The 26,071-nt window shown below is 39.2% G+C and carries 18 protein-coding genes and 1 pseudogene; 14 read left to right on the top strand and 5 right to left on the bottom strand.

Annotation, left to right across the window (positions count from 1 at the left end; all coding sequences use genetic code 11):
• The first annotated feature begins 202 nt into the window (after nucleotides 1-202).
• The 6 genes from AC2SLL_RS02485 (at nucleotide 203) to argF (ending at nucleotide 8,312) form a co-directional block, all read left to right on the top strand.
• Nucleotides 203-874, top strand: a complete 672-nt coding sequence (locus AC2SLL_RS02485; protein WP_486530088.1) for an FFLEELY motif protein — start codon at nucleotides 203-205, stop codon at nucleotides 872-874.
• A 955-nt stretch (nucleotides 875-1,829) separates the two neighbouring features.
• The gene (gene ubiE, locus AC2SLL_RS02490) at nucleotides 1,830-2,819 is read left to right on the top strand and encodes a bifunctional demethylmenaquinone methyltransferase/2-methoxy-6-polyprenyl-1,4-benzoquinol methylase UbiE (protein WP_486530188.1); all 990 of its coding nucleotides are present in this window, start codon (nucleotides 1,830-1,832) and stop codon (nucleotides 2,817-2,819) included.
• 46 nt (nucleotides 2,820-2,865) lie between these two features.
• A complete protein-coding gene (locus AC2SLL_RS02495; RefSeq protein WP_486530089.1) occupies nucleotides 2,866-3,591 on the top strand; it encodes a ubiquinone biosynthesis accessory factor UbiJ in 726 nt (241 codons plus the stop codon).
• Between the two features lie 420 nt (nucleotides 3,592-4,011).
• A complete protein-coding gene (locus AC2SLL_RS02500) occupies nucleotides 4,012-5,655 on the top strand; it encodes an ABC1 kinase family protein (protein ID WP_486530090.1) in 1,644 nt (547 codons plus the stop codon).
• Nucleotides 5,656-5,740: 85 nt separating this feature from the next.
• Nucleotides 5,741-6,856 (top strand): alanine racemase, encoded by a 1,116-nt coding sequence (gene alr, locus AC2SLL_RS02505; protein ID WP_486530091.1) that lies wholly within the window; start codon nucleotides 5,741-5,743, stop codon nucleotides 6,854-6,856.
• Between the two features lie 484 nt (nucleotides 6,857-7,340).
• Nucleotides 7,341-8,312 (top strand): ornithine carbamoyltransferase, encoded by a 972-nt coding sequence (argF, locus tag AC2SLL_RS02510; RefSeq protein ID WP_486530092.1) that lies wholly within the window; start codon nucleotides 7,341-7,343, stop codon nucleotides 8,310-8,312.
• A gap of 31 nt (nucleotides 8,313-8,343) precedes the next feature.
• Here argF and AC2SLL_RS02515 read toward each other — a convergent pair whose 3' ends face one another.
• The gene (locus AC2SLL_RS02515) at nucleotides 8,344-9,345 is read right to left on the bottom strand and encodes a D-Ala-D-Ala carboxypeptidase family metallohydrolase (RefSeq protein WP_486530093.1); all 1,002 of its coding nucleotides are present in this window, start codon (nucleotides 9,343-9,345) and stop codon (nucleotides 8,344-8,346) included.
• Between the two features lie 340 nt (nucleotides 9,346-9,685).
• Here AC2SLL_RS02515 and rodA point away from each other — a divergent pair, with 340 nt between their 5' ends.
• From rodA to AC2SLL_RS02535, 4 genes are all read left to right on the top strand, one after another.
• Nucleotides 9,686-10,828: a rod shape-determining protein RodA gene (rodA, locus tag AC2SLL_RS02520; protein ID WP_486530094.1), complete on the top strand. Its 1,143-nt coding sequence runs from the start codon at nucleotides 9,686-9,688 to the stop codon at nucleotides 10,826-10,828.
• A gap of 180 nt (nucleotides 10,829-11,008) precedes the next feature.
• Nucleotides 11,009-12,277, top strand: a complete 1,269-nt coding sequence (locus AC2SLL_RS02525; protein WP_486530095.1) for a putative DNA modification/repair radical SAM protein — start codon at nucleotides 11,009-11,011, stop codon at nucleotides 12,275-12,277.
• A 152-nt stretch (nucleotides 12,278-12,429) separates the two neighbouring features.
• Nucleotides 12,430-13,311, top strand: a complete 882-nt coding sequence (locus tag AC2SLL_RS02530; RefSeq protein ID WP_486530096.1) for a TIGR03915 family putative DNA repair protein — start codon at nucleotides 12,430-12,432, stop codon at nucleotides 13,309-13,311.
• 227 nt (nucleotides 13,312-13,538) lie between these two features.
• Nucleotides 13,539-14,681, top strand: coding sequence for a glycosyltransferase (locus AC2SLL_RS02535; protein WP_486530097.1), 1,143 nt, complete (start codon nucleotides 13,539-13,541; stop codon nucleotides 14,679-14,681).
• Nucleotides 14,682-15,023: 342 nt separating this feature from the next.
• On the opposite strand, the gene AC2SLL_RS02540 is transcribed toward AC2SLL_RS02535, so the two are convergent.
• From AC2SLL_RS02540 to gigD, 3 genes and pseudogenes are all read right to left on the bottom strand, one after another.
• On the bottom strand, nucleotides 15,024-16,151 hold the full coding sequence (locus tag AC2SLL_RS02540) for an endonuclease/exonuclease/phosphatase family protein (RefSeq protein WP_486530098.1): 1,128 nt from the start codon (nucleotides 16,149-16,151) through the stop codon (nucleotides 15,024-15,026).
• A gap of 309 nt (nucleotides 16,152-16,460) precedes the next feature.
• A pseudogene (locus AC2SLL_RS02545) lies at nucleotides 16,461-17,395 on the bottom strand (IS256 family transposase, variant Zn-binding type).
• A gap of 188 nt (nucleotides 17,396-17,583) precedes the next feature.
• Nucleotides 17,584-18,027: an Lrp/AsnC family transcriptional regulator GigD gene (gene gigD / locus AC2SLL_RS02550; RefSeq protein ID WP_486530099.1), complete on the bottom strand. Its 444-nt coding sequence runs from the start codon at nucleotides 18,025-18,027 to the stop codon at nucleotides 17,584-17,586.
• 145 nt (nucleotides 18,028-18,172) lie between these two features.
• Between gigD and kynU the strand changes: the two genes are divergently transcribed.
• From kynU to asd, 4 genes are all read left to right on the top strand, one after another.
• A complete protein-coding gene (gene kynU, locus AC2SLL_RS02555; RefSeq protein WP_486530100.1) occupies nucleotides 18,173-19,426 on the top strand; it encodes a kynureninase in 1,254 nt (417 codons plus the stop codon).
• Between the two features lie 249 nt (nucleotides 19,427-19,675).
• Nucleotides 19,676-21,043: an MFS transporter gene (locus tag AC2SLL_RS02560; protein ID WP_486530101.1), complete on the top strand. Its 1,368-nt coding sequence runs from the start codon at nucleotides 19,676-19,678 to the stop codon at nucleotides 21,041-21,043.
• 187 nt (nucleotides 21,044-21,230) lie between these two features.
• Nucleotides 21,231-22,415, top strand: coding sequence for a M20 aminoacylase family protein (locus AC2SLL_RS02565; RefSeq protein ID WP_486530102.1), 1,185 nt, complete (start codon nucleotides 21,231-21,233; stop codon nucleotides 22,413-22,415).
• 892 nt (nucleotides 22,416-23,307) lie between these two features.
• On the top strand, nucleotides 23,308-24,450 hold the full coding sequence (asd, locus tag AC2SLL_RS02570) for an aspartate-semialdehyde dehydrogenase (RefSeq protein WP_486530103.1): 1,143 nt from the start codon (nucleotides 23,308-23,310) through the stop codon (nucleotides 24,448-24,450).
• Between the two features lie 216 nt (nucleotides 24,451-24,666).
• Here the strand turns inward: asd and AC2SLL_RS02575 are convergent, their stop codons facing one another.
• Nucleotides 24,667-26,028, bottom strand: coding sequence for a sodium-dependent transporter (locus AC2SLL_RS02575; protein WP_486530104.1), 1,362 nt, complete (start codon nucleotides 26,026-26,028; stop codon nucleotides 24,667-24,669).
• Nucleotides 26,029-26,071 lie beyond the last annotated feature (43 nt).

The raw sequence follows: 26,071 nt of genomic DNA on the forward strand, positions 1-26,071 counted from the left end.
ATTTAATGTATTGTGCAAATAGTAGACATGCTTATTTTTAGCAATACCAGTGTTTAAATAATTCGTAAAGTATTATTAAAGCGTCAAATAGCCTGTCTTACCTCAATGTTTATGCAAATCATCATGCCATAAAAAGATAACAAACAAATCATTTATACATGAATAAAAATCAAATTTACACAAATAAAACGACAGAGGTGTTATGTCTGCTTTATCTAATTTAAGTACTTATATAGAAGAATACAAACAATTGCCCCATCATAGCAACCCTGAACTTGCTATAAAACTTGAACAGGTTCAATCATGGCAAAAAGATCGCATCCGTAAAACCCATGCTAAGCTTTTTTCAGAGCGAAAGAATCAACCGATGGCAGATTACTTTTTAGAGCATCTATATGGCGGTGATACGCTGAAAGAGCTAACTGAGCAACTTGAGCGCATTGTGCCCAAAGCGCAAAAACTTGAAAAGTATGCACCATCATCAGCACTTGAAACGGGTGTTTTGGGAATTAGAACGGCAATAACGTCAACTAAGCTTGACCTGAATATTGCTAAATGGCTTTTAGACAACAATCTTGAAGTCAATGAACAGAACATGCTGACAGCATATCAAACAGTTGACGAACCACAAGCAAGACGTGAACAAATCCGAGACTTAAAAGATGTCTGCTATCGCACAGATAAATACCTCAGTTCATTTGTACTGCAACAAGCCTTTAAACTGACCAAAAAGAAAGCCTATCAATATAATTTGCATAGCCTATATGATTTTATTGCAGCAGGATTTGCAGCGATGAAACCGCTCAAAAGTGTGGGGCATTTTATTGAACCATTTTGTGAGCGTGAACTTGAGATAATAGATGAGGTTCATTAAACTAGCACTACTAAGCGCAAACTTTAAAATAGATTGCCAAAAAAGGGCCCTTCTATATTTAATGCCCATGATCGTTTGACACTATACAATCTTTTGACACTATACAAATAGTCGCTTTTTTTAATTATTTGTTAGAATGTTGTTATTCATTACCCATTAATACAATAACACCAAATCAATCGATTTGGTGTATCATAGTATCTATCATAAAAGCCAACAACATAAGCCAAGTGATACCGTCTCGCTTTCGCTAAGATCATTAAAAATCTAAACAAACTTAGCAACATCCTCATTTAGACTTTGAGAGTAAAATCTGAGGGTGGAAAAGATAAATGATCGTCAAACTCTCATGATTTCGCAGAAAATAGTGGCATATTAGCTAGAAATCAGATACCGGTTGGCAGAGATTTAGTCATTTTCAACTCATAAAATGTAAAAGCTGTCAGACCTTAAACTAAACAAGTTATCTACAATAAAACGTTGCAGCTTCAAACCATGTCGTTAAAATATTATTAATGCAAGATCATTAAATAATCAATACATTAAACAAGTAATAGCCTTTAACTTTTGAACTTAAACTTATATTCAACAAATTATCTCTGGATTGGCAATGAGTCAAATTGATAAGCAGGTCTCTACCCCCTCGCACGACAAGGGCATAAACACACAAATTGAAAATCAACATCAAAGTTCATATCAAAGGACAGATGAATCCTCAGCTTCACTGAATATTTTGGTCGAGGATTCTATTGCACATACAAATATTTTAAATGCTAAAGTTATGCAGGTACTGCAACAAAGCTCAAGTTCACTGCCTCCTGATGTGAACACCAGTGACTCAGCCGAAACCAGCGCCCAAAAAAATGTTAGCCAGTCTATTCAAGTAAGTCCATCTATTCAAGAAAATCATTCCCTTTCAGACAGTCACTCTACTCAAAAAACAGAAAGCCACTATATGACAGATAATCATACAAAAAATAAATCAGCTATACTAAACGATGAATTTAGTGATGTTGCCGACTTACCTGAAGGCAAACCTCAAGGGCAACAAGCAACTCGCCCCTTTTCAACTACCCATTCACAATCAGCTCGTGGTAACTCTATGACAACAGATGGTTTAAGCGCAGACACCGGACAACATAACATTCCTAAATTCAACCCAAAAGATGACATAAACAACCCTCATACGCCTGATAAAGATGGGCTTGAAGAAACACATTTCGGCTATAAAAAAGTCAAAAAAGCTGAGAAACAAGCCAAGGTTGCTGATGTATTTACCTCTGTTGCTAAAAAATATGACATCATGAATGATTTGATGTCTTTTGGTATTCATCGCCTATGGAAACGATATGCCATCAGCTTATCTGGGGTACGTGCTGGTCAACAAGTTTTAGATATTGCAGGCGGCACTGGCGACTTAGCAAAAGCGTTCAGCAAAGAAGTTGGACGCACTGGTAGGGTCGTGTTATCAGATATTAATGCAGCTATGTTAGACGTTGGCCGTGAACGCCTAATTAACGCAGGTTGTAATAATGTTGATTTTATACTGGCAAATGCCGAAACATTAGCACCCTTTGAAGATGAAAGCTTCGATTTATTAACCATTAGCTTTGGCTTACGCAACGTGACAGATAAAGATGCGGCACTGCGCTCAATGTATCGGGTACTTAAGCCGGGCGGACGTCTGCTAATCTTAGAGTTTTCAAAGCCTATTTTTGAACCGCTTTCAAAAGCTTATGATATTTATTCGTTTACTGCCCTGCCGCTTATGGGCAAAATTGTGGCAAATGATTCAGAAAGCTATCGATACTTAGCGGAGTCAATACGTATGCATCCCGATCAAACCACATTAAAAAACATGATGGAAAATGCTGGATTTGTAAATTGTGACTATCATAATTTAACCGCTGGTATTGTTGCTGTGCATCGCGGCTTCAAAAAATAATTATTTTTACACTAAACAACCTCAAGACTCAACTCTAGGCATTTTTATGATAACCGTATTAATTTTAGCAGGTGTCGAAAAGCTTATTAACCTTGCCATACGTAGTGATCACATTACACAATCGGGCTTAAACCCTTTGTCTGGCAAAGTTCTGCGTTTAGATATCCATACTCCAAAGTTTAGCCTTGATGTGTTGTTTAATGACGATCACATAAGACTTGAGCCTGTGAGTACCGTTAAAAAAAGTGTGTTTGAACCCCAAGGTTCTGCCCCATACAGCCCGCCTCAGAATAATGAGCGTGCTGAAGCATGGCACAATCAAGCAGATGTGGGACACATTCAACCTGACTGCACTATTAAAGTCGCTAATGTTGCTGAGCTTTTAAATTTGATACGTGGCCCAGAGGGAAATTTGCCTATCGAAGGCGACTACAAAATATTAATGCATGTAAAACAGTTAATATCAGGGTTTGATCCTGATATTGCCAGTCAACTTGAACCAATTATAGGGATTTCGTTAGCAAGTCAAATTGGTTTGTTAATTCATCATTTAAAAGGTAATGTCGCTCAAACTGCTAAGCACACGCTCAATGACGTGGCAGATTGGGCTAATGATGTAGCTGGAAATACCAGTGCAGACCCTGAAATGCAAGCTGAAGCAAATGATTTAAAGCAACAAATTTTACAACTTCGTGCCGATGTAGAACGTGAAGAAGCCCGACTTGCCTTAATAAAAGCTGAGCAGGCAAAATTCAATAATAACCGTCAATAAATCAGGTGCTATCCTAATCATATGTTTGAAGTAGCCACCTCTAAATCGAGGTGGCTTTTTATTTTATTATCCCATTTTAGGTGGCACAAACTGGCTGTGACGTTAAGCAGTCGTCTTAACCCATTCTTAAATCCGTATACCCGTGCTATCATATTTCTTTTTATATTGGTAATGACTCACATAGGGCGTTTGACCAAACCCAAACATAACATTAGCGTTGTTAACGCCTATCAGCTTACTGGCTAAGTTGTTATCTTAAGTTACAATACCGCCTTGTAATGTTCAGTTTTTCTTGGTTACTTGATTACATTGCTATTGGGTATGGTATTAAATAAGGCTATTTCAAATGCTGAAACAACGACCTTCTATATTCCATTAGTCAGATAATTTATTCGTTACTCCAATACGGGCCACTTCGACATGCTTTTATCTCATCAAAAACGCCTTCGGGAACTATGGCGCATTGCTGCTAAACATCGCCTTGATACTCATTTACCTGTCGAGGACAACCCACAACTACAATCGGTGGTTAATCTCATTAAGACACACCCATCGGCGTGGGGTAAAAAACACCATCCCAACGGCGTTAAGCTTGCGCTTGAAGAAATGGGTACCTTATTTTTAAAGTTAGGACAGCTGCTTTCTACACGGCGCGATTTGGTACCACCTGCTATCATTGCTCAGCTTGTGCAACTACAAGACCGTGTAAAACCATTTGATGTTGAAATTGCTATTGCCCAGATTGAAGACCCCAAATACGGCCTTGGTCAGCGCATAGACACTCTATTTTCACGCTTTGATGTTAAGCCTTTGGCAGCGGCATCAATCGCCCAAGTGCACACGGCTGCAATGCACGATGGTCGTGAAGTGATAGTAAAGGTAGTACGTCCAACAATACGTGAGCAAATTATTGCAGACTTTGAATTGCTTCGCGAACTGGCACAGTGGGCATCTGCTCGTATTGAAGCGGCTCGGGCAGTAAGGATTATAGATATTGTCGAAGATTATCGACAGATAATGCTTAACGAGCTGGATTTAACCTTTGAGGCATCCAATACGACCAAAATGCGCAATAATTTTTTGGGTTCAAGCATGATGTACGTACCAGAGGTTTATGACGACTCTAAAAATGTAATGATAATGGAACGCATCGTTGGAGTCCCTATCTCTCAGACCCATGTATTCGATGAGTTAAAATACGACCGAGCCGCCTTAGCTGAAAAAGGGCTTACCATATTTTTTACTCAGGTTTTTAGAGATAATTTTTTCCACGCTGATATGCATCCTGGTAATGTTTTTGTAGAAACCTTGCCAGCCGATACACATGAACCTTATTGTTATCATCCTCGTTATATTGGTCTAGACTGTGCCATTATGGGAGAACTATCGCCAGACGATCAAATGATTGTGGCTCGAATGTTGCTTGCCGTAATGAACAATAACTTCTCTACCCTAGTTGATATTGTTAGCCGCGCAGGATGGATTCCTCCTAACACTGACAAATACGCTCTGACACGCGACATGCGCCGGACTGTCGGCCCTATGGTTTTAAAACCCATCAATGAGATTGATTTTGCAGGTGTATTGATGCAAATTCTTGACATTGCACGTCGGCACCATATGAGCATACCACCGCAGCTGATGCTACTACTCAAAACTCTTGTACATGTTGAAGGGCTTGGCCGAGATTTGTACCCAGATTTGGACATTTGGTCACTTGCAAAGCCTATTTTGACCAGTTGGGTTAAAGAACAACTCGACCCTGCCCGTAAAATGCAAGAATTCCGACAGCAACTACCTGAGCTTCTGCTATCAACAACCCAGCTACCCAAACTTATTGATCAAAGTTTGCAAAGCATGGCGGCCTCAGGCTCACGTCAAGATGCGCAGCTGCGTGAAATCCAGCAGATCCGAGCGGATATGTTAAATGATAGACGTCGGGATTGGTTCGCTCTGGCGGGGTTTATTATAAATACGGCTATTGCGACGCAGGTCGTAGGCTGGTTATCACCACTGTTTTATATTATTGCCGTAATGTTTGTCGTTTGGCGCATGGTGGGATAAAGGTTTTACCTTGGCCTTCAAGTTATTTTATTTCATTCCATCTAAGTGAACCACGTTTTGAGATGTCTTTTAGTGAGTGTTTTCCATGCGTAGAGCTACCATAGATATTAATCAGTCCGCACTTACTCATAACTTACAGCAAGTCAAACACAGGGCGCCACAATCAAAGATATTGGCAATGGTTAAGGCCAATGCCTACGGTCATGGTATTGAAAATATTTTGCCCGCGCTTGATAAAGCCGATGCGCTTGGGGTCGCCTGTTTTGAAGAGGCCAGACAACTACGCCGTTTAGGATGCCGAAAGTCATTAGTTATTATTGAAGGCGTATTTAGTGAAGCTGAATGGCATGACTCATTAAATAATGACTGCCAAAATCTAATTCATCATTTGCCACAAGTTAGCTGGGCGATTGACCACTTGCCGCACATAAACTCACCTAGCCGTACCTTATGGTTAAAGCTGAATTCCGGTATGAATCGATTAGGTTTTGAGCCACATACCATAATTGCTGTGGCAAAAAGACTGCATGATGCCGGCTATAGACTGATATTAACATCGCACTTCGCCAATGCCGATGATGCCAACCACCCGTTAAATGCTGAGCAAATCGGCACGTTTAATAGTGTTTTAAAGCAACTACATCGTGACGTGTCGCCTAGTATAAAAGCCTCATTATGCAATTCGGCAGCTATTTTTAATTTCCCCGAATGCCATTATGATTGGGTACGTCCGGGAATTATGCTATATGGTAGCTCGCCTCTTAAAAACAAAACTGCAAAACACTTAAACTTAAAAGCAGTCATGCGCCTTAGGGCAACATTGATGGCTATTCATCACATTCCCGCTGGCACTAGCATCGGCTATGGTAGCCTTTATGTTACCGATAAACCAACTAGGAAAGGCATTGTGTCCGTTGGTTATGGCGATGGTTATCCCCGCGTCGTTAATGAAAGTGCATGGGTCAGTGTTGAGCTAGACACAAAAAAAGTCAAATGCCCAATTATAGGGCGTGTGGCTATGGATATGATAGCGATTGATCTTAGTCAGGTACCTGAAGCTCAAATAAATAGCCGTATTACTTTATGGGGAGAGATTGAGGATAGTGAGCCAGCTGTCGATGAGATTGCAGCATCCGCAAATACCATTGGTTATGAGCTAATGTGTAGAATGACGCCTCGTGCGTTACGACAGATCAGCTGACTTTTAACATTTAGCCCGTCATATATTAGGGCACGTGCTGTTTTGCAGTAATTCACATTTCATGGATTAAAATGGTTATATTTCTAACACGCTTTCTCTGATATCTAACTGAGAACCTGTATTTACAACCTATAGTCAGCGAACTACTAAACGGTTACGGCGTTAACCTCGTTAAGCCTACTACAGTAGTACTTGCACTCGGTTGCCATGTAACCATTTTAGACTTCTTTGACTATATCATTGGCTATTTTCGTCTAAAACAAGCCACTACTTCGTTAAAATTAGGATTAAATATAATGATGACTATTCAACCCAATTTTGCCTTGCCTTGTATTGTCTCATTTTTATCCTCACAATTTAAATCAGGACATGCCCTAGGGTAAAATTTACACCTACCCTTTTTACATAGCCAAAAAGTTCGCTATACTGTAAGTTTAGATGTTTAAATAGTTTAAATAACAACTTTTAATGAAACGAGACCATCATGAGTGTGCGTCATTTTTTAACTTTACTTGATTTAACCCCTGCCGAGCTTGAGGGCATTATCAAACGTGCTTGCGAGCTGCGTAAAATGCAGCACGCTGGGGAGATTTATCAGCCCTTTGTTGGACGCACTCTGGGTATGATTTTTGAAAAATCATCAACCCGTACTCGTATTTCATTTGAGACTGGTATAGGCCAGTTCGGTGGTCAGGCTATTTTTCTCTCGCCTAAAGATACACAACTTGGCCGTGGCGAGCCTATCGAAGATTCTGCCCGTGTGATATCAAGTATGGTGGATATTATTATGATTCGCACCTTTGGTCATGATATCGTCGAGAAATTTGCTGAATACTCCTCAGTGCCTATAATTAATGCGTTAACAGATGACTTCCATCCCTGCCAACTTTTAGCAGATATGCAGACGTTCTATGAGCATCGTGGTAGCATCAAAGATAAAACCGTTACTTGGGTAGGTGATGGGAACAACATGTGCTCATCCTTTATCACCGCCGCACATCAGTTTGGTTTTGAGCTGCGAGTTGCGGCACCCTATGGTTTTGAGCCTAATCAAGCGCTCCTTGATAAGTTTAAGCACTGTGTCACGCTTGTTGAAGATGTACAGGATGCAGCAAAGGATGCTCACTTGATAGTAACCGACGTCTGGGCAAGTATGGGACAGGAAAATGAACAAAGCACCCGTGCACGTCGCTTTGCGCCTTATCAAGTAACACCCTCGTTAATGGACAAAGCAGATCCTGACGTTTTATTTATGCACTGCTTACCAGCACATCGCGGTGAAGAGATATCACATGATATGCTTGACGATCCCCGTTCAGTGGTTTGGGATGAAGCCGAAAACAGATTGCATGCGCAAAAAGCGCTCATGGAGTTTTTATTACAAGATAAAATCAAACTTAGCGAATCAGAACGGAGCGATAAAAGCCTTTATTATACGACAAACAGCGCCGAGTGAAAGCTAAGCTATCAGTCAGTTTCTCTATAGTCTATTGATTAACGTAACGACATGGAGAGCCAAATTCAGTATGCTGCGCCCCCCATAGGCGGTAACCTTGGGTGTCAAGATGGATAGAACCAGTCGCATACATACCCAAACCTAAATTGTAGGACTCGCCTTGAGTTGCCCAAAATTGACAAAGCCTGTCTTTCATAGGGTTTATGTACCAAGGCTCATCATTATACTCTGGTACCCAAACATCAATCGCACCATTGGTCATATGCTTGCTTGAACCCGCTCCCCCTGCACAAGCATTTAGACCTGGCGAACGATACACAGACCGTATCTCAGTACTTGCTGGCAATATGCCTTGAGACTTAAGCTCATTAAACACTCTAAGAGTCAAAACTATATTGGTCCAAAGCTCGCGCGGGGGTACTTGATAAGGTTCATACCCACAGTCTGCCCAACTGCGTGCCGTAGATAAAAGTTGCTCCATTGGAGGAACATTTCTGCTCCCGACAAACCCGCTTAAAAAGTTTTTGTATTCTTTGACTTGATTTGCTCGGTAAGAAGAGGCATTTAACCACTGAGAAAAATCTAAACGGTCTATAATTTGATTCTGTTTACCATCATATTGCTGAGAATTATTAAAGGGTTTGATCCGGGTACGTTGTTCAATGTTAAGGGATTTATCATAACGTGTTGCTTCAGCCTTTCTGATAAGCTGACCAATACTATCTTCGTTACTGTCAAAATCCTTGCCACTAACACGGTCATACCCACTATCGATATTCATTAATCTGACTGGATTACTGCTGTTTGCTACGGCAGGATTATTTGAAGTCGCATATACGGGTGTTATTTGTCTACTTTCTTCGATATTAGCTTTTGGCAGCTGTGAATAAGTGATCTCTGCCGTCGCTTCCTGAACACTGCATATAGCAGTAACTAAGCCAACTAATGTTATTGATGCATATTTGACCTGCTGGGAATGACAACTGCTTTGTATTTTTTCAAAATTTGACTCTATAAGTGAAATCAATGTCATAAGTTTGGTTTTCCAATTTCAATGTTGTACGCTGTTTACTAAATTGACCACTTTGGCGACATATCTCAACAACAAATATGTCCAGCCATCTAATTAAAAATTTCTCAATATGTCTTACTAATATCTCTTAATGATATCTTAGAATTAAGTGTATACAATAGGCACATCCATCAGATTAACTAATACCCCTCTTAACTACTTGATACTATCAAATTTACTAAAGTCACGTTAAACTATATCGTTCAACTTATTACTAAAACATTGCTGGTGTTTAGTCAAATTGAAGCCAAATAGTGAGTAGTTTTAGTTCCACTTTTTATTGCTAGGTCTAAATCAACCTATGTCAAAGCAACAACAATACCGTTTTTCTCGACAAACCCACCATTTTGGCAGAGATGATACCCCTAGCATATGGGAACGAATTCATATAGATCCATGGTTAATGCTAATTTTACTAACTATATGCTTTATCGGATTGGCCATTTTATATAGTGCTTCTACACAAAACACCAGCATGGTAACTAGGCAAATGGTCAGTTACGGTATTGCTATTATCGTTATGATTACTATGGCCCAGATACCCCCTGCTGTCTATCGAAACTTTACCCCAGTCTTTTACATTGCAGGTATGTTTCTACTGATACTGGTAGAGGTCATAGGCGAAGTACGCATGGGTGCCCAACGTTGGATTCGGATTCCTGGTTTCGGCAGCGTGCAGCCCTCAGAGTTTATGAAGCTTGGCATGCCAATGATGTGCGCTTGGTATCTATCTAGACGTGAGCTACCTCCCAATATTATATCAGTGATGGGTACGTTAGCGCTGATACTGCTACCCGTCATTCTAATAGCTAAAGAACCCGATTTGGGTACCTCGTTACTCGTAGCTGCCAGTGGCATATTTGTCTTGTTTTTGGCAGGGTTGCCTTGGTGGATGATAGGTTCTGCTATTGGTATGATGATTCCATTGGTATGGATTGGCTGGAGCTTTTTGATGCACGACTATCAAAAGCAAAGGGTGTTAACGTTAATCAACCCCGATGTTGATAAGCTTGGTGCGGGATGGAATATCACACAATCTAAAACAGCCATTGGTTCAGGGGGGTTAACAGGTAAAGGGTATTTGGAAGGTACCCAGTCTCACCTACATTTTTTACCTGAAGGCCATACTGACTTTATCATCGCCGCTTTTTCTGAAGAGTTCGGTCTTGCCGGCGTTAGTGTGCTCATGTTTCTTTATGCCTGTTTATTAGCAAGATCTTTATTTATCGCTTATGTGCACATAAATACTTACGGCAGATTGCTTGCGGGAGCAATTGCTTTGTCATTCTTTGTATATGTTTTTGTTAATGTGGGTATGGTTGGTGGCATTTTGCCTGTGGTGGGTGTCCCTCTTCCACTTATAAGTTATGGTGGGACAGCAGTTATCACACTCATGGCAGGCTTTGGACTTTTAATGTCCATTTATACCCACAATACAAAGTAGTCTTATATCAAATACATCACATTTAAACCATTAGCTTAGAACATTAGACAAAACACATCAGCAGTAAAAATTTTAACGACACTAGTTGTCGTTTATTACTGAACATCTTATCTTTAACACTCATTTTTTATCTTTTTTTTGCTATGATAAATTTAATAAAACAGTTTATTATAGGCGAATATGACTTCAGTCAATTATGACAGACTTCAAGGTAAACTTAATATCTTAGCAGATGCAGCCAAATATGATGTATCTTGTTCCTCTTCGGGTGGAAATCGAAAAAATCAAGGGGGTGGACTAGGTGATGCCTCTAAAACTGGCATATGCCACAGCTATACCGAAGATGGACGCTGCGTTAGTTTACTTAAAATACTGTTAACCAATCATTGCATTTATGACTGTGCTTACTGTACCTCTCGCAAAAGTAATGACACTCCGCGAGCGGCTTTTACTGTTGAAGAAGTCGTCGAGTTAACCATGCAGTTTTATCGCCGAAATTATATCGAAGGTTTATTTTTAAGCTCAGGTATTTTCAAAAATGGCGACTATACTATGGAGCGCTTGGTCGAGGTTGCCAAGCTATTAAGAACACGTGAACGCTTCAATGGGTATATTCATTTAAAAACCATCCCTGGTGCAAGTAAAGAATTGTTGTATCAAGCCGGTCTATATGCTGATCGCTTAAGTGCTAATATTGAAATCCCCACAAAGTCTGGTCTTGCCTTATTAGCGCCTGAAAAGAGTCATGCGGCCCTCCAAGCACCCCTACAAACTGTGAAAGATGAAATTATTACCATCAAAGAAAGTCGAAAAAAGCATAAAAAAACACCTAAGTTTGTGTCAGCAGGGCAAACAAGCCAAATGATTGTAGGGGCTAGTAACGAAACCGACTTACAAGTGATTCAACTCTCTGACCACTTTTATAAAAAGTATGAACTCAAGCGTGTTTATTATTCAGGCTATGTACCGATGTTATCTGATAGTCGTTTACCCGCAATAGGTACACCTGTGCCTATGGTTCGAGAAAACCGTCTATATCAAGCCGACTGGTTAATGCGTTTCTATGGTTTTGCTGCTCATGAAATTCTTGAACCTGATGAGCCATTCTTAGATTTAGAATGCGATCCTAAGCTAGCCTGGGCTATCCGCCATCGTGAACACTTCCCTGTAAACGTACAAACTGCCTCTTATGAAGCCATTGTTCGAATACCTGGCATTGGCATTAAGACGGCTAAGAAAATCATCAAAGCACGCAAATTTAATCAAATTACCTTAGAGCATTTAAAAAAAATGGGTGCTGCTGTTAATCGTGCTAAATACTTTATAGCAACAACAGGTAAAAATGAGCATCTTGCCCACTTAACTCGCGATAACTTTCGTCAATATGTGCTAGCACAAACTCAAACAAAGTTTAAAGATGAGCGTAGTGGCCAACTGGCTCTATTTTGACCCTATACGGATTTATGATGCTGAATAGCTAAAGCGTATTCTCATTTTTATTACCATAATATAAATAATTACTTATCCATTAAATCAGCTGCTATATATTAACCAATATAAGCATACGCTTTAAATTAACCCAAATGATGACGCTTCATACTGTGACGAATTACTTAATAAATAATAATGAGCAATCACCCTCTCAGGATAACTCTGTACTTGTCGTTTACGAATCAAGCTTTGAGGGGTGGTTAAGTGCTGTATTTTACGTCTATGAGCATAGTTTACAACATATCCCTGTATTAAGACTTGTTGATCATAGGTGTTATAAGCCTTCGTTGATTGACGACGCCTTTACGGTGCCAGTTGATGTGATAAAAGCGCAGCGAGTATTCGTCAAACTAGAAGCTCTGCTTGGTCGCAGTGGCATGCGACAATTATTATGGGGATTTTTAGCCGAAAAAGACAATATAGGCACTACCCTGTTTCACATCGTCAAATACGCTATCGACTACCCCAATCGAAATATTTTGCAAGACTTGGGAAACATGGACGTTCTAGAGCTTTCCCAAACCGTAAAATCTGTGGGGCGTGAAAAGCATCGTATGGAAGCTTTTGTTCGGTTTGAACATACAAAAGACGATATCTATTTCGCGCGTGTTGAGCCTGATTTCAATGTACTTCCGTTAATTGGTGAACACTTCCGCCAGCGTTATCAGGATCAAAACTGGGCTATCTATGATATCAATAGACACTACGGTATCTATTTTGATATGAGTGAATCGATGCCTAACCGTCCTGCCCCTCTTCAGACCATTAGTGATATTGACGATAGCGTACTACGTAACCCATCAAGCATTCATAGTGAAGATGAAATGCGGTATCAGCGATTTTGGCAGGGCTATTTTGCTAATGTTAACATTAAAGAACGTAAAAACCCCCGCTTACACAAGCAATACTTACCCCAACGCTATTGGAAGTACTTAAGCGAAAAGCAAGTACTGCCAACGGCTACCCATCTTCAAAAAAAACGTAATATCTGATAGCTTCTTCTCATAAACAAATATAAACGCCAACCCACTGCTCTGCTAGAGTAATTAAGCTTTTTAAACGGTAGAGCTATGATTGACTCAGTTAATAACTGAAGCTATTTTATTATCTCTGCTTTGATGGCATATATGCCCGCTTGTTTTTTGCTCTATTTTATCTGACAATGGGCGTGATTAATTATCCTACATATTCCACCGTATTTGTATAAGCAAAATACCTTATGAAAGTTATGCGTTTATTATCTTCTTTAAAGCACGATGAATCCGAGCGTGGTATTTATCATCTTGGTCGTGCTCTAGTGAAGCAGAAACATACTTCAATTATTATAGCGTCCGCTGATGAGGATGAAGAGTTAGTTAAGCGTCTTAAACGTGACGGAAACATCTACCACAAACTTGAAATTACTAAAAAGTCATGGGTATCATTGCGTCAGGTTATTCCCCTTCGCGCTCTCATTGAAAAATATAATCCTGACATTATACATGTACATTCACGAACCCCAGCTTGGGTTTTATACTGGGCTTTAAAAAGTATCCGGCTAAAAAATAAACCTAAGCTCATCTCAACGATGTATGGGTTTTATCCCTTTAATAACTATGGCAAAGCCATATTTAAAGTTGACCGTATTATCACAGTTTCAGACAGTGTGACAGAATATTTGGTTAAAAGTCTGGCTGAGGTTCAAGCACCACCTAAAAAAATAACCCGCATATATCGCGGTGTTGACACCCGTAGTTACCCCTATAGACATAATCCCTCGGTCTACTGGTTGATGCGCACATTTAGTGAATATCCAGAGCTTGAAAACAAGAAGTGGCTTTTGTTTCCAACTATTGTTGGTCACGAGTATGGTCAAGAGTGGCTTGTAGATATTATAGGAAACTTAGGTGAACAGTATCCTAACCTTCATATTATCGTTATGGATGATGATGACGCGCGTCATAGTGTGGTTTTTGAGGAGTTTCACCAAAGAATATGGGCGCTCGAGCTAATGGATAAATTTACATTCATAGGGTCTAAACGTAATGATTTACGAGAATGGCTAGCGGCATCAAATATTGTTTTGGCACTGGCCAATCAGCCCGAATCAATAGGTATGAATGTACTTAAAGCGATTCATCTTGGCACCCCAGTCGTTGGCTGGGATAAAGGGGCTTTTAGTGAGATTTTAGAGCCACTCTATCCACAAGGTTTGGTTAGAGATTACAATGCAAATACCCTATGTAAAGTAATTAAAGGACATCTTGAAAATGTCATAAGACCATCTATAACTGATAAATTTACTATGCGGCAAATGATCAGTGAAACCATGCAGGTTTACGACGAATTGTATAAAGAAAAGTTAGCAGAAGAAGCCTTCTAATTAGAAATTATATAATAGAGTATATTGTACAATATATATAGCCGCATAAAAGAAAACCCAAGCCTAGGGCAAAGACTTGGGTTTTGTGCGGTACTTGTAGTTATTATGCTTTTCCGTTTTTACTCATCCTGAGTAAGTATATTACAAACATCAAAGTAAAGACTCATATTCCACAGGGCAATGGCATATATCTTTGATGAAAACTAGATATAGGGCAGTACTAGTTTATTGCAATATAATCAACACCTTCATCCTTGTCATCCTTGTGTTGATGAGCTTATTTTAAGCCGATTACTCATCGTTGCCTAGCGGTTAAAAACCCAAATTAATGTAAGCATTTGCTTACAACGTCTCTGCTAGATTTGCATTTGATTTATTCTCTCTTGATATAGCCCTTCCTTCCTCAAGTCCTTCTTCAATTTTCTCTTTTGTTTCTTCTTCGTCCACCTCCAGCGCAACTGGCGCATTACCCGCTTGTTCCTCTTTAACACTTGGCTCATATTGTAACGTGGTTAATACAGGGAAATGATCCGAGCCAATTGATGGCAAACGTTTAATGTCAACTAGAGTAAAGCATGGACTATGAAAAATATGGTCTAATGCCCAACGTAAGAAAGGGTAATTGACGTGAAATGTGTTAATAAAAAAACGGCCTATGCGAGGGTCCAATAACTGAGAGACACGTTGGAACATTCTTGTCGTTTTTGACCACGCCACATCATTTAAATCACCTGCTAAAATTGCCATTTGATTATTTTCTTTGATATGCTTACCTACCATTAATAATTCTGCATCTCTAGTAGTAGATTTATCCGCTTCTGTAGGGCTCGGTGGCATAGGATGTAAGCAATACAACCAAACTATCTTACCATTGCTAAGCCTAATACGAGTATGAATGGAAGGAATATCATTAATAACAAGGTATTTAACTTCAGGATTAATGAGCTCACATTTTGAATATAAATGCATGCCATATAGGTTATCTAATGGTACTTTTACACTATAAGGATAATCTTTTTCGATAACGCTTAGCGCATCTTGCCACTTTTGATCTGATTCCAAAGTAATCAGTACGTCTGGGTTATAGGTAAGAACTAGATTTATTAAAGCTTGAGTATTGTTGTTGGGCGTCAATACATTTGATACCATGATTTTTAGTTGGGTGGCATTCGCTATAGACTTTGCCATTCTGACTTCTTTTTTCCAAATACGTGTATACGGTAGAACCCTTCGAAGCTGATATAATATTGCCAGCAATAAACTAACATACATTATCCAATCTAAGCGCTGCCAACTGCCATAATAAAAGCTCATCCCTATTAAACTAACTACGCCTAAAACTAAAAATTGAATTCGAGGAAAATCTGTAGCTCTGACCCACCAATGGTCTAAAGGTAACAACCCCCATGCTGTCAAAAATATAACGAGTCCAGCCAGTATTTGAAAAAACAGATGCATAATGTCAACCATAATAAGCCCATATGGTTATCATGACAGGTTTGTATATCAGCATAATATTCCGCTCTAATTTTTTATATATTCATTACAAAGAAATACTCAAATTACACCAAACTCTGAGTCTAGACAATAGGGAAAGCAAGATTAACGCTTCAACTATTAGAATTATCTAATTGAATGACGTTGATATCTTAGAAAAGATATAAGTACACTTTTATATTTTATTGCGCAATAAAAATGTGAGTGATTTAATAGTATTGCCTTTTAGAGTTTATAGAACCATTACTATGTGAAATATAGGTGTAATGGACAATATTCATGCTATTTGAGAGACTTTGACGTTCGAAAGTCTTTAATAAACCGTAACTTACGTCTCTCATTTAGTCCATGATGACTGTGTAATTTCCATTTAAGCTCACTAAACAAACCTTCAAGAGTATTGGTTGTATTTGCTATATCTAAATGCTCATATTCTTGATAAGTAAATAACCAATCACTATTAACTCGTAGGCTACGATAAGCACTTCTAAGACGCTTATGAGTGTACCAAGTTTTACCCGTATCTTCATTCACACTACGCGCATTTAATTAGGTTTCATGAGTCAAATACCAGTCATCCAAGGCAGTGACAAACGACTTACTATCGAGCTTTGTAAGCTTTAGAGCAAGCTGTCTGAGCTCAATACTCGCTATATTTTTAGGTCGACGAGTCAGGTAGCGAGTCACTATTTGTATTTGATGAAACTGGCATATTTGACAAGGTATATCATTAAATAACGCTCTTAATCCTCGTCTTCCATCACAGGTAATGCTTTGTATCTCAACGCCTGAGGCTTTTAAATGGTCTATGGCTTGTTTGTAGTCTTGGTTGGTTTCATGACCAACTATGCCGTAATGTAAAACAGCTTGGGTGGTATTGTCCATAAAAACCATAAGACCAAACTTGCGTCCAAAGTACGTGGTATCCATAATGATATTAGCTTGATTTGGTCGCTTGATACAATAATTAATATCGACTTTGTCTAAATGTCTTTGAATGGTTTTTATGCTACAGCCATATTTGTTTGCTAATTGTTTATAGGTTTGCTTACCTTGGGTATATTCTGTCCATAACGTTTGATTATTGAGTCGTCTGCCCTCTAAAAACTGCCTGCCACAGCTTAAACATTGGTACTGTTGTTTACCTTTTTGTGACCGTTCTTTTTGACGTGTTTTTCATGACAAAAAGGGCAGTTTTTTGATTCATAATTTTCCATCCTTGCAAATACAGGTAGTATATAGCTTTAGATAGGGTGTCAGCATGAATTTTGTCCATTACACCATAAAATTTTACTATTTGTCATTTAAACTAAACCAATCTAATATGAAGAGATGAACAACTATAACAATAATTAATACTGATAATTTAATTGTAATAAGCCCACATTAATCCCGGTTTCAATCGTTATTTTTGAATCACTTTATCCAAAATAATCTTTGAATTAATACTCATAATCCCACTAACTTTGTTTAGTTTATTGATGACAAAATTTGAAAACGATTTTAAATCTTCTGTCATGATATATAAAATATAGTTAGATTCGCCGGTAACAATATAAGCATTAATCACTTCTTCAAACATCTTAATTTGCTCAAGCATATGTAGATGATCAGTTTCAGTGAGTTGCGACAGTTTAATTTCTACAATAGCAAAAAAATTCATTCCTAATTTTTCGTAGTTAATCTTAGCCTGATACCCTTCAATCACCCCACTCTTTTCCAAAATCTTGACCCGCCGATGGCAAGCTGAAGAGGATAAATTCACTAGCTCCGCCAACTCTTGATTACTTAATCGTGCATTTTTCTTTAAATGCTTCAAAATCTTATGGTCTATCACATCGATGGTCATTATTGAATATCATCCTAATCTATAAAATATATTTAGAATACTATCCTAATTTTAATGAATTTAATACAGGATAATAGGAAGATTGACGAATTATTTAATGCTAGTATTAATTTATACACTTTTTTATCAACAGGAGTTAAGAAATATGATTACTCAGGAACAATGCCGTGAATGGGATAAAGAAGACCCTCTTGCGAAATTTAAAGACGAATTTGTATTGCCTTCTGGTGTCATCTATCTAGATGGTAATTCATTGGGGGCAAAGCCTAAAACCGCCCTTGCAAAAGCCGAGCAAGTCATTTCTAAAGAATGGGGAATAGATCTTATCAATAGCTGGAATAAAGCGGACTGGTGGGGTTTAGCGACTCGGCTTGGAGATAAGATTGCTCAGTTAATGGGTGCCAACCCCAACGAGACGGTGGTTTCAGATTCAACCAGTGTCAATTTATTTAAGGTATTGGCAGCGGCTATTAAAAACCAAGCCGAAGTCGCTCCTGATCATAAAGCTATTATTGTTGAAAGAGATGTATTTCCAACCGATCTTTATATTGTTCAAGGGTTTATCGACTATTTTAATCAAGGTTATGAGATAGTACTGCTTGAGGATCCTGACGATTTGGATAAGGTATTGACTAACCATAAAGTAGCAGTGACGGTGTTGTCGCAAGTAAATTACCGCAACGGTTATCTATACGATATGGAACAATGCAATCAGCTCATCCATAAGCATGGGTCAATGGTAATTTGGGATTTATCTCATTCGATTGGGGCGGTGCCAATAGACTTGAATAAGACAAATAGCGACTTTGCTATTGGCTGTACTTATAAATATCTAAATGGTGGTCCTGGCTCCCCTGCCTTTGCATGGGTAAATGCAAAGCATCAAAATAAATTTTGGCAACCGCTTTCTGGTTGGTGGAGTCATAAGCAACCCTTTGCGATGGAAGATAGTTATGAGCCCGCAGAAGGGATACGGCGCTTTTTATGTGGCACTCAAAGTATTGTGTCTATGAGCTTGATTGAATGCGGCTTGGATATTTTCTTGGCTACCAATATGCAGGAGCTGCGTAAAAAGTCGCTTAAATTAACCGATTTATTTATGGATTTAGTCGCGCAAGAATGTGGCGAATTTGACTTAGAATTGATTACCCCTAAAGACCACCATTTCCGTGGTAGTCATGTTAGTTTTGCGCATAAAGAGGGCTATGCCATTATTCAAGCACTGATTGCCCGTGGTGTCATTGGGGATTATCGTGAACCTGAAGTCCTAAGATTCGGTATTACTCCTTTATACCTAAGTTACGAAGATATTTGGACGGCGGTACAAGAACTTAAGCAGGTCATGCAAAACGAAGAATGGAGAAATGAGAAATTTAAGGTTCGTGCTGCGGTGACTTAATGCAATATTGTCGTCAGTAGCCAATAGCTATTTGCTTGCTCTATTTAGCGGATTTATTATAAAAATCGGCGTCTTTAAAGAACATATAAAGATCGAAGGTTTTGACTAAAGTGAGGTTTATACATTGGTAATTGCCTGACATTAAATTGTGGGTGAAATATAAACCAGTGATAGCACACAGCCTACAGAATTTGGTATTGCTAGTTTCACTGCTTATTACAGGAAGTTTTTATTTTTAAGGAATAAATTATGTCAACCGTTGTATCTAGCCGTTTACCTGATGGTCCTAATTCAAAAAAAATCGTTACTGCGGCCGTAATCGGCAGTGCTTTAGAGTTTTATGATTTTGTACTCTATGCGTTTTTTGCGGTTTATATTGGTAAAGCTTTTTTCCCCTCTGACGATCCCTTTATTAGCTTATTGCTGTCTTTGGCAGTATTTGGTATTGGATTCGTCACTCGTCCACTTGGTAGCATTGTCTTAGGTATCGTGGCTGACCGCAAAGGTCGTAAAATTGCCCTGTTGCTTACCATTCTTTTTATCACTGTAGGTACTATAGGATTGGCTTTGACACCTACATATGCCAGTATTGGTGTTGCTGCTCCAATTATTGTTTTAACGTGTCGTTTGTTACAAGGGTTTGGGTTAGGGGGTGAAGTAGGCCCCTCCTCGGCCTTTTTAATCGAAAGCGCACCCTCGCATAAACGTGGGTTGTATGGAAGCTGGCAACTGGCTTGTCAGGGTTTTGCAGCCATTATGGCAGGTGGTTTTGGGATAATAATGATATTATCTTTGAGTACTGAAGATATGTTTGCTTGGGGTTGGCGAGTACCTTTTTTCTTGACACTTTTACTGATTCCGATTGCCTTATATTTACGTAATAATATGGCTGAGACTTTGCATGAAAATGATGTAAATACCATGCCTTCGCCTACTAATACCCTCAATTCGTCTACCAATGTTCATACGTCTACTCATAAAACTGACTCAATAAAGATCAAAAAATCCTACGTTCCTTCGGTTGTTAAAACGAGTGAATTTTGGCGTAAGATTTTTATAGCGTTTTGGGCAATTGCTGGTATCACAGTGCCCCTGTATGTCTCTATCTATATGAATACTTATGCGACAACCACCTTAAAGCTTAGTCCTGCCATTTCTATGTCAGCCACACTGGTTTCTGGTATCGCCATTTTAATGTTTGCAGTATTAGGAGGTTGGCTTAGCGATAAATTTGGCAGAAAAAATCTAATGTTTTGGCCACGGGTTGTATTAGTCCTTATATCCTTGCCCCTTTTTAATTACTTGGTGAATAATATTGGATTGTCATCCCTAATGATAACCACCTTTGTTCTGACTGGATTCACGGCATTAAGTGGCGGCGCTTGTTTGGTAGCGGTTCCTGAATTATTTGATAGAAAAATTCGTGCCACAGGGCTTTCAGTCGCCTATGCAGGAGTGGCTATTTTATTTGGTAGCACTACCCAGCCCGCTATAGCTTGGCTTATTGAATCGACAGGCAACCCTGTTGCGCCAGCGTGGTATATGATGTTTATCGTTTTATTATCTATCATTGCGGTTTGGTTTATGGAAGAAACTGGTGATAAGGCTTTGAAATAAGTAACTTTTGAAATAAGTAACTTTTGAAATAAGTAACTTTTGAAATAAGTAACTATTTAAAAGTATTAGATTAAAATTATTAGACCATAGAATAGCTCAGCCTTAATAAGTCCTAAGCCATGAAATCTTTAAGCTATAAATAAACGAAGCTTTTAAACAGGCACTATATATTAAATGGAGAGTCCATATGAATCAGCACCCCTTACTAGTAGAATTAGAACAAACGGCAGATAAGTTTGTCAAAATCCGTCATGACATTCACCAACACCCTGAACTCGGCTATGAAGAATTTCGTACCAGTGATTTAGTGGCAAAGAATCTTGAAGATTGGGGTTATACGGTTACTCGAGGACTAGGCGGTACAGGTGTGGTCGGTCAAATTAAAAAAGGCAATGGTAGCCGAAGCTTAGGGTTGCGAGCCGATATGGATGCCCTACCCTTAACTGAGCTTACTGATTTACCCTACGCTAGCAAACTTGAAGGAAAAATGCATGCTTGCGGTCATGATGGACATACCGCCATGCTATTGGCAGCAGCCGAGTATTTAGCATTAAACGCAGACTTTAATGGCACACTTAATTTAATATTCCAGCCTGCTGAAGAAGGACTTGCAGGGGCAAGGCGCATGATAGATGAAGGGTTGTTTGAAAAGTTTCCCTGCGATGCAATATTTGGCATACATAATATGCCAGGCTATAAGCCAGGACAGCTTTGTTTTAATGAACAGGCATTGATGGCATCCGGAGACCGTATAGATGTTACGTTGCATGGCAAAGGTGGCCATGGTGCAATGCCTCATTTGGCAAGTGATCCTGTGGTGGCAGGCGCGGCAATTATTATGGGACTACAGACTATTGTTTCTCGTAATATTGACCCGTTAAAAACGGGAGTGATTACGGTCGGGGAATTTAAGTCAGGTCATACCGATAATGTCATCCCCGATACTGCCGTATTAAAACTAAATGTTCGAAGTTTAGACCCTGACTCTCATGCCACTTTAATACGCCGTATTCAAGAGTTGGTAAACCATCAAGCAGCCGCTTATGGTGTGACCGCTAGTTTTGATTTTATCACTCATTACCCTGTGTTAATGAATGACGCTGAACAGACCCAATTTGCTTATAAAGTAGCCCAGGAGTTGATTGGGGAAGATAACACACTTACTGATATAAAACCTTTGACTACCAGCGAAGACTTTGCCTTTTTCTTACAAGAAGTACCAGGGTGTTATTTATTTATTGGCAATGGTACGGAAGCTACAGGGGGACCTGGTGCTTGCTCAATCCATAACCCAAATTATGACTTTGATGACACTAACATCCCTATCGGCGCTGCTTATTGGGTTTTATTAACCCAAAGGTTTTTAGTATAATTTTCCTCTTTTGTTAACGACACCATATTCTATTTGTATCGCTGTAGCATTTTAGTTGCTATGATTTTAGTTGCTTTAAATCTCTATGACTTGGGGCAAGACGGATTCGTTATCCTCAGCACTGGCTGTGATGTCAACAACCTGAATAATATCGATGATAGAGAGCCTTTAAAACAAGGGATGGCAACCTGAACCTTTAGATGCCTGCCTACTGAATCAACGCTTATTAATTGAGAGGGTGTATGATGAGCTGCTTATTGGTTTCCATATAAACCTACTTTAAAGAACGTGTCAGATTATGGATAGGTCGCTACACCTTAAGGTTTTTTAGGGACTTATCCCAAATTTTGGTTAGGTACAAAAGTTTCAGCCTCAAGTAGAATTACTTGAGGTTTTTTTGTACCTGCTTGTTTTTGTAATCTATATTTAAGTGCTTGATTTATAACGATTCCATTAATTTAACGTAATATATAAACAATAATATTGATCTAACGCATGGAACTTAAGTATAACGTTAAAATAGTTTAAAACAATTTAGATATAATTCATACTAATCTATTGAGCAGGTTAAACAATAGATATTATTGGATTTGTTAAGATAACTTAATCTAAGAATTTACAAAGTAGATCATTTAAAGATTCGTATCTAAACTATCGTCTATGTTTTTACTTTATTTTTAAGAGTTTTTCATTTTTTTAAAGAATAAGCGCCATTTTATGCTTGCATTTTTTATCATATCAAGGCAAGGTAATTGGTTGCGCATTAACTGCTTGATGAACATATATCAAACATATAAGGTATTGTAAGCAAAATTATACCCTATATAAATAAGATATGTTCGTACCGGTAAAGTGCAAAATATATTAAGACCAATTCATAAGGTATAGTTCTATGAGTCAATTAACAGTAGGTTTGGTGGGATGGCGTGGCATGGTTGGGTCTGTGCTTATGCAACGTATGGTTGAAGAAGGCGACTTTTCTGGTATAACCCCAATTTTCTTTTCAACCAGTAATGCTGGCGGTGATGCGCCTATATTTGAGGGTATTAAACATACGGATGCCACTAAAACTCTAAAAGACGCTCATAATATTGATGCCTTAAAACAGTGTGATGTCATTATTACCTGTCAAGGCGGGGACTACACAAGCGCTATACATGAGCCTTTACGTGGTTCTGGCTGGACAGGTTATTGGGTAGATGCTGCCAGTAGCCTGAGAATGGCAGAGTCCAGCGTTATAATTTTAGATCCCGTCAACCGCTCGGTTATTGATGATGCTTTGCAAAAAGGTACTAAAGATTTCATTGGCGGTAACTGCACCGTGTCATTAATGTTAATGGCTATTGGCGAGTTATTTAATCGAGACTGGGTTGAGTGGGTTTCTGCCATGACCTATCAAGCGGCAAGCGGATCGGGCGCAAATAATATGCGTGAGCTAATTAATGGTATGGGAATGCTCCATAATGTGGTGGCTGATGAGCTTGCTGATCCTGCAAGCGCAATACTAGCCATTGATAAAAAAATTGCTGATGCTCAGCGTAGCGAGGATTTCCCTATTCAGCATTTTGGTGTGCCCTTGGCTGGTAGCTTGATTCCATATATTGATAGTCAGCTAGACAATAAGCAGTCTCGTGAAGAATGGAAAGGCGGTGTAGAAACCAATAAGATTCTTGGTAACCAAGGCGACAATACTATTCCCATTGATGGCCTGTGCGTTCGTGTCGGTTCTATGCGTTGTCATGCTCAAGGACTTACGATAAAACTAAAAAAAGATATTCCTCTTGATGAAATCGAAACTGTACTTAAAAATAGTGGAAATGAATGGCTTGACTTAGTAGAAGACGAAAAGGAAGCGACCATGCAGCGTTTAACACCTGTGGCGGTTACAGGTAGCCTAACCGTCGCTCTTGGACGCTTACGCAAGCTAAATATGGGCCCAGAGTATCTTGCAGCATTTACAGTAGGTGACCAACTTCTATGGGGCGCTGCTGAACCCTTACGTCGTATGCTACGTATTATTCGTACATCAAGCTAGTAATTATCGTGTTATTTAATTTAAGTTTTAAAAACCCCAACTGTTGATAGTTGGGGTTTTCATTCATGCCGCTATTTTATAGCCACATCACATGTCGAAATTTGCCACCATCTTAGAAGGTTTTATTTTAGCATAATAAAAAACCCAAGCGATATTAGTACATTTCACTAACATCGCCTGGGTCTTTTGGTTATGCGAGAACCGATAACCTGCGGGCTACCCCATTAAAGAAGTAATAAAAACAATAGTCACGCCAATTGGTGCAACAAACTTTGTAATAATTTGCCATAGTCTCCATGCACCATCTGATAAGCCTAACTCAGCTTTTATCTTATCTTGATTCATGATCCATCCAGCAAATACAATGGCTGCTAGACCAGTCAATGGTAGCATGAACTTACTTGTCAACTTATCTAAGAAGTCGAAGATACCATTACCCATAATCATAACATCAGACCATAAGTTGAATGATAGTAAGGCAGCAATACCTAATAACCATATCAACACACTCGCAGCAACTGTAGAAGTCGTACGGCTCATTGATGTCCGCTCCTCTAAGAATTCAACTGAAGGTTCCAATAAAGAGATTGAAGAGGTAAATGCTGCAAAGGCAATGAGTAAAAAGAATAATGTACCTAGGATAGTGCCCGCTGTCATACTACCAAAAGCAATAGGTAAACTAACAAAAATCAACCCTGGCCCTGCAGCAGGATCCATTCCATTCACAAAAATAATTGGGAAAATCGCTAAGCCGGCTACTAAAGCGATAACCGTGTCTAAAATGACAACGGTACGAGCCATACTTAAAAGACTGACATTATTGCCCAAGTATGAACCATAGGCGACCATAATACCCATACCTAATGATAGCGTAAAAAATGCATGACCAAGAGCTGATAAAATAATACTACCACTTTCAGGGCCTAACAGCTTTGATACATCTGGCGAAAATAAGTAAGCTAGAGCATCGCCAAAACCACCACTGACAACGTTATAAGCCACGATAATTAAAAGCAAAACACCTAATAAAGGCGTCAAGATTTTAGCTGCTTTTTCGATACCACTGGAAACCCCCATAGCGACGATAATAGCGGTTATTATCATGAATACTGTGTGCCATATGGTCAACGTGCCTGGAGAGGCTAACATGGCATTAAATGTCTCGCCTACTGCATCTCCGTCTAGCCCTACAAAACTACCTGATGCCAACTTAGTAATATAATTTAGAGCCCAACCGCCAATCACACTGTAGAAAGATAAGATTAAAAATCCACCTAAGATACCTACTAGGCCAACGATACCCCAAATCTTGTTTGCACCTTCTTTTTTAGCAACATCGGTAAAAGCGTCCATTGGATTTTTTTGAGCACGTCGTCCAATCATCCATTCTGCGACTAAAATGGGAAAGCCGATAAGGGCAATACAAATAAGGTAAGCCAGGACAAAAGCAGAACCCCCGCTCTCACCAACCATATATGGAAACTTCCAAATATTGCCTAGTCCAACTGCTGATCCGACTGCAGCTAATACAAATCCTAAGCTTGACCCCCACTGGGCATGGTTTTGTTTGTTTGACATTTTATTTCCTCTGACCATCTATGGCATTTTGCAACTATACTGG

This window comes from Psychrobacter sp. CX97, from assembly GCF_057396285.1.